Below are 5,729 nucleotides of genomic sequence, written 5' to 3' on the forward strand. Positions count from 1 at the left end.
GCGGCACACGATTGTTCGACACGTAGGCTGAGACGAGGTTCGTCGTCAGACCGGTATAATCGGTGGCTCCGGCCTCGATGTTCTCAGCGTTCTCGTCCACGATGCACCTATCTGAAAGAGCGCAAACACATTGTGCTCGCAGATCCGGCTTTGCAATGCGGGAGCACCCACCCTGCTCTCTTCCGATCGAGCTGAGCTAAAACAATGAGACCGGATATTGAGCTGATCGCGCAGATCATCGCCGAGAACGTCGCCTCGGCGCTTGTGCGGGCGCGCGATAGCGGTTTTCAGGAGGGCGAACGCGCGATCGTCGTTCAGAGCGTAATGCGCGAATTGCTGCTGGTCCTGCCAACCGATGACAGCGACCGGCTTACGGAGGCCTGCAACCGCGGGCTACAGGTTCTGATCCGGATGGGCGTTCACGGCCCACGGGTTGCAGCGGTCGATCCCGATCACGGGTCGGTGACGATGCAGCAGGGATAGAGATGGGGTGTCGGGCCGGATCCCGTGACGACGTGGTTCGGCCCTATGCCGTTCGGCTTGAGACCGGAGCGACGGTCGCCTCATAGCGCTTGGTCGCGACGGCGTGGCTGCGGGGAGTGCTGAGCAACCAGCAGGCGAATTTCGTGACCAGTACACGCGCACGCGCGAGGCCTGTCCGGTCTTGATTTCAGTCAAGATTTTTCAAGCTGCGGGTGGCGGCGCGTAGCCGTACCGCTGGCTGAACCACTCAACCGTCGTCCGCGCCCCTTCACGGATGTCGGGCTCGTCGGAGGCTGCCATCTCGGCGACCACCGCCGCGAAACTGCCGTCCGGTCCGATGAGGTAATTGAGGAGGCGTTTGGCCTCGGCCTCGATCTTCTCCTCGGTCATGCCGGCGAAAGCATTGGCCTTTCGCGCCACCTCCAGCCGGACGACGCGCGCCTCGATTTCCTTCAGCCTCACGGCCATGCCTCCCCGGGCACGAAGCCCTCGCGGGCCAGCAGGACGGTCGCCCACGCATCCCGTTTGGGGTCGATCAGCTCGCCGGCCTCGGCCTGTCGGAGGACAACAATCAGACCATCCAGCTCGTCGTCCGTATATCGGTGCGGGCCTGGCTTCAGGTTCGGGTTCTGATGCTCCAACCGAACGATGCGGCTCTTGATCTCGTGCAACCTCATCGGCGGATCCCTTCAATCCGGCGAGGCGACGGCTCAGGTCCGCCGCGGTGATGGCGTCGATGTGGGCGGAGACCGCCTTGCCGATGTCTGCAGCTTCGCTTGGTGTGATCTCGTCCGAGGACACGGCCCGCAGCAGGGCGGCGGTCGCCTTCGGCAGATCGTCGGGCGTCTCGATGGTCGGCAGGTCGAAGGTGATGCTCCGGTCCCGGCGCGGCGACAGCAGGCGGTCGAGGCACAGCTTGATCGCGCCGCCGTCGCCGACCAATGCCAATTCGATTGCCTTGCGGGATAGGGCTTCCGCCTCGCCCTCGAAGATGGCTTCCAGCGCCAAGGTGGAGCGGTTGCGCGAGCCGCGGGGCCGGCCGGCGGGGTTGCCGGACTGGCCCTCTACGAATGGTTTTCCGTCGCCTCGCATGATCGGCTCTCAGGAATGAGCTGGCTGTAAACAACAGCGGGAAAACAGCCAGACCGGTGAGGATATATAGCACAGGCTATGACGTCTCGCGACTGTCTCTCCGGCGGCATCCTCGGACCTGGGCTGACACGTGCTGCGTTGGCGTGAAGATGGAGAGCGCCGATGTCCGACAAGCCACTGACCGCAAACACCCAGGATCTCGCCAACACCGAGTACGACGCGGAGCGCTGGGCCCGGGTAGGTACCGAGCAAAGGTCCATTCCTCCGATTAGTCCCAAAGCACCATCGGACCCAACGGAGGGTCCAGATGTCGGCCTGTCGCAGAAGGGCACCGACGAGGCGGCGATCGTGAAGCGCGAGACCGAGATCTGAGAGGGCTGCCACATGGCCGATGAACCGATCGACACCCAGGCCCAGCGGATGCCTCAGGGCAAGCCACCAAGCGAAGGGCTGGCGAACACCCCGCAGGACACTGCTACCGGCGCGATCAAGCCGCAGGACGGCCCGATGGAGCGGGCCGGCACGGAGAAGGAGGAAGCGGCGCGAGGCGATACGAGCCTCGGAGCTAAGAGGGACAAGCCTAGCGGTAGCCAGTGAGAAGTGCCTCTCGTGCTTGTAGAGTCTCATCGGGACGCCCTGGCATCCTGAGCAATCAACGGGCGTTGACGTCGTCGAACGCTGCAACACCCATTCCGTGCGGTCCGCACGCTGAAACGGACCTGAGACCCATGGGACATTCCCCAAGCACGGCTGATCTGCCCTCTGCTCTGGCGGAAGTGGTCCAGCCATGGATTGATGTCGTAAAAGTCGCTCCTGCCGCGATGGGTCAGGACGTAATGAGGATCGCTGCCGAAGCTGTCGTCGGCTTGCAGGAGCGAGTGGAGATGACGGCCGATCTGGAACGCGTCATTGCGGACGCGCGGCTGGCCTCGGACGAGTTGGGTATCAGGCTGGACCGGGAGGGGTTTGAGGTGTCTCGGTCGCGAGCCGACGCCCTGGCCGCGTTCAATGTCTTGATCACGCTGCTACGTGAGGCGCGACCAAACGAGCGTGCCAAGGGGCTCGGGCTCGGCTGGTAGGTTTCTGATCGGAACGCGAACCCATCCAGTCCGGTACGGCCGGGTAACCCCACGGTCGCTATGATGAGTGCCGGACGGCGCGCAGCCCCGCGTCACCGCAGCGAGCCCCCATGAGCCAGCGGTATCTATTTCGGTCCGATTGGCGTCCGTCGAACCGTCGCGTCGTCCTGGCCGGCCTGGTCGGGCACTACGCTGCTGCCTACTGCTTCTGCGCGACGACGATGTGCGCCGCGTTCGTGTCCGACTTCCGGGAGCAAGGGCTATCCATGTTCGCGCTCGCGAGTTGGGGACGTGCAGTAGAGATCGCCTGGACCGCCCCCGTTGTGACTGCTCTGCTCGGGCTGTGGGGGGCGGTCATGATCAGCCCGACACTCCTCCTCACGCTGCCTGTGACGAATTGGGCCGCTCGCAAGCTCGATACAGGCGCACTGCCGACGATGGCGATCGGTGTCGTACCGGGGCTGTTGGCGGGACTTCTCGTGTTCGGGATCGCGCCCCGAATTGAGCCAAGCTTCCTTGCATCATCTGGAATGGGCGGAGCGGCCTTCGCGTGGACCGTGTGGCTGATCTGCATACGTCCGAGACAAGCGTACTAATCGAAGTATGTCTGAGCGGCGTCTCGAAATTGCAGCGGTTCGGAGCACTGAAGCCGACGCAACAATCGAGGCAATCTTCGCGACATCGAGCTTGACCATAAGGCCGCTCCAGGACAGCCGAGCCGACGAGGAGGCCCACGATGACCAAACCGATCACCCTGACGAACCGCCTCGTCGACGCCGTCGTGACAGCCGCAATGTCGTTCAGCCTGATCGTGCATGCCCAGTTCATGATCGTGCCGCCGCACTTCGTGTAAGGGACTGATCTGGTCGGCATTTTGCCTGAACGGACCTGAAGAGGACTTCAGACGGAGATCAGGTCATGCTCATCCGGTGCGGATACACCGTCGCCCTCGACACGTTCGGCCCCACGCCGATGACGCTGCTCCTCAACGTCCGCCCGGAGCGGCAGCCCGACCTGCGCAGCCGCGAGGTCATCACGTTTGACCCGCCGGTCGCGGCCCGGCAATTCCGCGATCCCTTCGGCAACGTCGCCACCCGCATCCTGGCGCCAGGTGGGCGCATCACGATGTCGGCGGACTTCGAGATTGAGGACCACGGCCGACCCGACGCCCACGCGCCCGACGCCCAACAGATCCCAGTCCATGAACTGCCGGACGAGGCGCTGCCGTTCCTGCTCGGCTCGCGCTACTGCGACACCGACAAGCTCTCGCAGACCGCCTGGGACCAGTTCGGCTCTACGCCCGAGGCCTGGGGGCGCGTCCAAGCCATCGTCGACTACGCTCATGGGCGTTTGCGCTTCGACTACATGCAGGCGGACGCCACCCGCTCGGCCTTCGACGGCCATGGCCAGCAGGTCGGGGTGTGCCGGGACTTCGCTCATCTGGCGATCACCCTGTGCCGGTGCATGAACATCCCGGCTCGCTACGCCACCGGCTATCTCGGCGACATCGGCGTGCCGAAGGATCCCGCGCCGATGGACTTCTCCGCCTGGTTCGAGGTCTACCTCGACGGGCCGACTGGTCCGCGCTGGTACACATTCGATGCCCGTCACAACAAGCCGCGTATCGGCCGCATCGTCATGGCCTACGGGCGCGATGCCACTGACTGCGCGATCACAACGAGCTTCGGCCGCGCGCCCCTGGCCGGGTTCACGGTGCATACCGACGAGGTCGTTGAGTAGATTTCCGGCGAGCAGGCCGGCGGCTCGCCGCAACCGATAGCGTCGAGGGTACGGCGCTCGGCCGAGGTGCAGCCGGGATCGGGCATGCGGTCGGGGTTAGGCTTGCGTGGCACGGTCAGTCCTTTCGAGCGAGGGATCGGTTAGAAGCCGCCATGCAGATCACCACCGAACTCTCGATCCCGGGGCATGCCGATGAAGTCTGGGCGGTCCTCGTCGACCTACCCGCGTATCCGCGGTGGAACCCGTTCATCCGCAAGGTCGACGGCGAGCTGGCCGAAGGCGCTGCCTGGAAGGCAGAGCTGACCCTAGACGGTAGGGTCTTCTTCAGCGTCCCGACGGTCATCACGCAGCTGGCGTTCGGCACGCGACTGACGTGGCGCGGCGGCCTACCGAGGCTGATGACCGGCACTCACAGCTTCGGTGTGACGGAGGCGTCTGGCGTCGTGACCTTGGAGCAGTCGGAGGCCTTTTCCGGCGCGCTCGTGCCGGTCGTCTTTCCTTTGCTCAGATCGTCGCTGACCCGGCGCTTCACCGAGATGAACGAGGCGCTGATGTCCGAGGTCGTGAGGCGTAGGGTCTCGACAGAGCCGTGAACGCGCACCCCGGGATTGAGCGGGGCGCGTTTCTGGCTGAAGTGTAGCTTAGGTAGGGCATGATACGAGGGCGGAGACCACCTGGATCCGGCGAGGAGGGGCTGTCCCGCCACATCCTGCCGACTGCCGGCACGATGGTCGGCGTGTGCACGACGTTGATCGGTTTGGTGAAGATCCTCGAAGCCCGGATCGGCCAGAGCCATGTCGACGAGTATGCCGCCCTGACCGCGATCCTGTTCCTTGTGAGCGCGGCCGCCTCCTACCTGTCGATCCGCCTGTCGGCTGAGAATGACCTAGCGGTCCGCCTGGAGCGCGGGGCCGACGTCTGCTTCGTTCTCGGGTTGGGCAGCCTGTCGGTGATCGCAGTCCTGTTCGCCTACGAGACGATCTGACTGGCCGCGGCGATGCTGGGTGGCAAATCGGGTGATGCACTCTGCCAAGTCAATGTCGGGGTGGAACGGGCCGCAGGCGTCGGCGGCGGGGATCACAGCCGGCCATCCGGCGCACACCCCGATAGGGGTTTGAGGGGTATTAGGGGTTAGTTTCGCCTCCTTATATAAAACTGTCCTGCTTCTTCCCGCGTGATGGTCATAAGAAACCCCTAGAGGCTGTTACGGACTGCAGCGAAGTCGGCGGCCCTGCGGAGGAGCAGGACGCTGAAGGCGACGAGATGCAATCCGGCCAGAGTGGCGGGCAAGCGCTCGTAGTCACGAGCCAGTCGGCGGGAAACGGGCCATCCAAG

The 5,729-nt window shown here is 64.5% G+C and carries 9 protein-coding genes; 8 read left to right on the forward strand and 1 reads right to left on the reverse strand.

Going from position 1 to position 5,729, the window contains the following annotated elements:
* Positions 1-204 precede the first annotated feature (204 nt).
* Entirely contained in the window at positions 205-483 is a 279-nt protein-coding gene (locus tag MKK82_RS19620) for a hypothetical protein (protein WP_243986518.1), read from the forward strand.
* A 201-nt stretch (positions 484-684) separates the two neighbouring features.
* Here MKK82_RS19620 and MKK82_RS34235 read toward each other — a convergent pair whose 3' ends face one another.
* Positions 685-1,575 (reverse strand): DUF5681 domain-containing protein, encoded by an 891-nt coding sequence (locus MKK82_RS34235; protein ID WP_313902104.1) that lies wholly within the window; start codon positions 1,573-1,575, stop codon positions 685-687.
* A 162-nt stretch (positions 1,576-1,737) separates the two neighbouring features.
* Between MKK82_RS34235 and MKK82_RS19630 the strand changes: the two genes are divergently transcribed.
* The 7 genes from MKK82_RS19630 to MKK82_RS19660 all read left to right on the forward strand — a co-directional run bounded on the left by MKK82_RS19630 (position 1,738) and on the right by MKK82_RS19660 (position 5,379).
* On the forward strand, positions 1,738-1,947 hold the full coding sequence (locus MKK82_RS19630) for a hypothetical protein (RefSeq protein WP_243986520.1): 210 nt from the start codon (positions 1,738-1,740) through the stop codon (positions 1,945-1,947).
* A 12-nt stretch (positions 1,948-1,959) separates the two neighbouring features.
* Complete coding sequence (locus MKK82_RS19635) at positions 1,960-2,172, forward strand: hypothetical protein (protein WP_243986522.1); 213 nt, start codon at positions 1,960-1,962, stop codon at positions 2,170-2,172.
* Positions 2,173-2,459: 287 nt separating this feature from the next.
* Positions 2,460-2,654, forward strand: coding sequence for a hypothetical protein (locus MKK82_RS19640; protein WP_243986523.1), 195 nt, complete (start codon positions 2,460-2,462; stop codon positions 2,652-2,654).
* A gap of 110 nt (positions 2,655-2,764) precedes the next feature.
* Positions 2,765-3,250 carry a hypothetical protein gene (locus MKK82_RS19645; protein ID WP_243986525.1) on the forward strand — a complete coding sequence of 162 codons (486 nt, stop codon included), beginning with the start codon at positions 2,765-2,767 and terminating at the stop codon, positions 3,248-3,250.
* A 322-nt stretch (positions 3,251-3,572) separates the two neighbouring features.
* Positions 3,573-4,394, forward strand: a complete 822-nt coding sequence (locus MKK82_RS19650) for a transglutaminase-like domain-containing protein (protein WP_243986527.1) — start codon at positions 3,573-3,575, stop codon at positions 4,392-4,394.
* Between the two features lie 152 nt (positions 4,395-4,546).
* The gene (locus MKK82_RS19655) at positions 4,547-4,987 is read left to right on the forward strand and encodes an SRPBCC domain-containing protein (protein ID WP_243986529.1); all 441 of its coding nucleotides are present in this window, start codon (positions 4,547-4,549) and stop codon (positions 4,985-4,987) included.
* Positions 4,988-5,046: 59 nt separating this feature from the next.
* Complete coding sequence (locus MKK82_RS19660; RefSeq protein WP_243986531.1) at positions 5,047-5,379, forward strand: hypothetical protein; 333 nt, start codon at positions 5,047-5,049, stop codon at positions 5,377-5,379.
* The last annotated feature ends 350 nt before the right edge of the window (positions 5,380-5,729 follow it).

It is taken from the genome of Methylobacterium sp. E-046 (genome assembly GCF_022829625.1).
Taxonomy (GTDB): domain Bacteria; phylum Pseudomonadota; class Alphaproteobacteria; order Rhizobiales; family Beijerinckiaceae; genus Methylobacterium; species Methylobacterium longum.

Coding starts and splice junctions, on each gene's coding strand:
- MKK82_RS19620 (WP_243986518.1), top strand. CDS start 205: ATGAGACCGGATATTGAGCTGATCGCGCAGATCATCGCCGAGAACGTC.
- MKK82_RS34235 (WP_313902104.1), bottom strand. CDS start 1,575: ATGCGAGGCGACGGAAAACCATTCGTAGAGGGCCAGTCCGGCAACCCC.
- MKK82_RS19630 (WP_243986520.1), top strand. CDS start 1,738: ATGTCCGACAAGCCACTGACCGCAAACACCCAGGATCTCGCCAACACC.
- MKK82_RS19635 (WP_243986522.1), top strand. CDS start 1,960: ATGGCCGATGAACCGATCGACACCCAGGCCCAGCGGATGCCTCAGGGC.
- MKK82_RS19640 (WP_243986523.1), top strand. CDS start 2,460: ATGACGGCCGATCTGGAACGCGTCATTGCGGACGCGCGGCTGGCCTCG.
- MKK82_RS19645 (WP_243986525.1), top strand. CDS start 2,765: ATGAGCCAGCGGTATCTATTTCGGTCCGATTGGCGTCCGTCGAACCGT.
- MKK82_RS19650 (WP_243986527.1), top strand. CDS start 3,573: ATGCTCATCCGGTGCGGATACACCGTCGCCCTCGACACGTTCGGCCCC.
- MKK82_RS19655 (WP_243986529.1), top strand. CDS start 4,547: ATGCAGATCACCACCGAACTCTCGATCCCGGGGCATGCCGATGAAGTC.
- MKK82_RS19660 (WP_243986531.1), top strand. CDS start 5,047: ATGATACGAGGGCGGAGACCACCTGGATCCGGCGAGGAGGGGCTGTCC.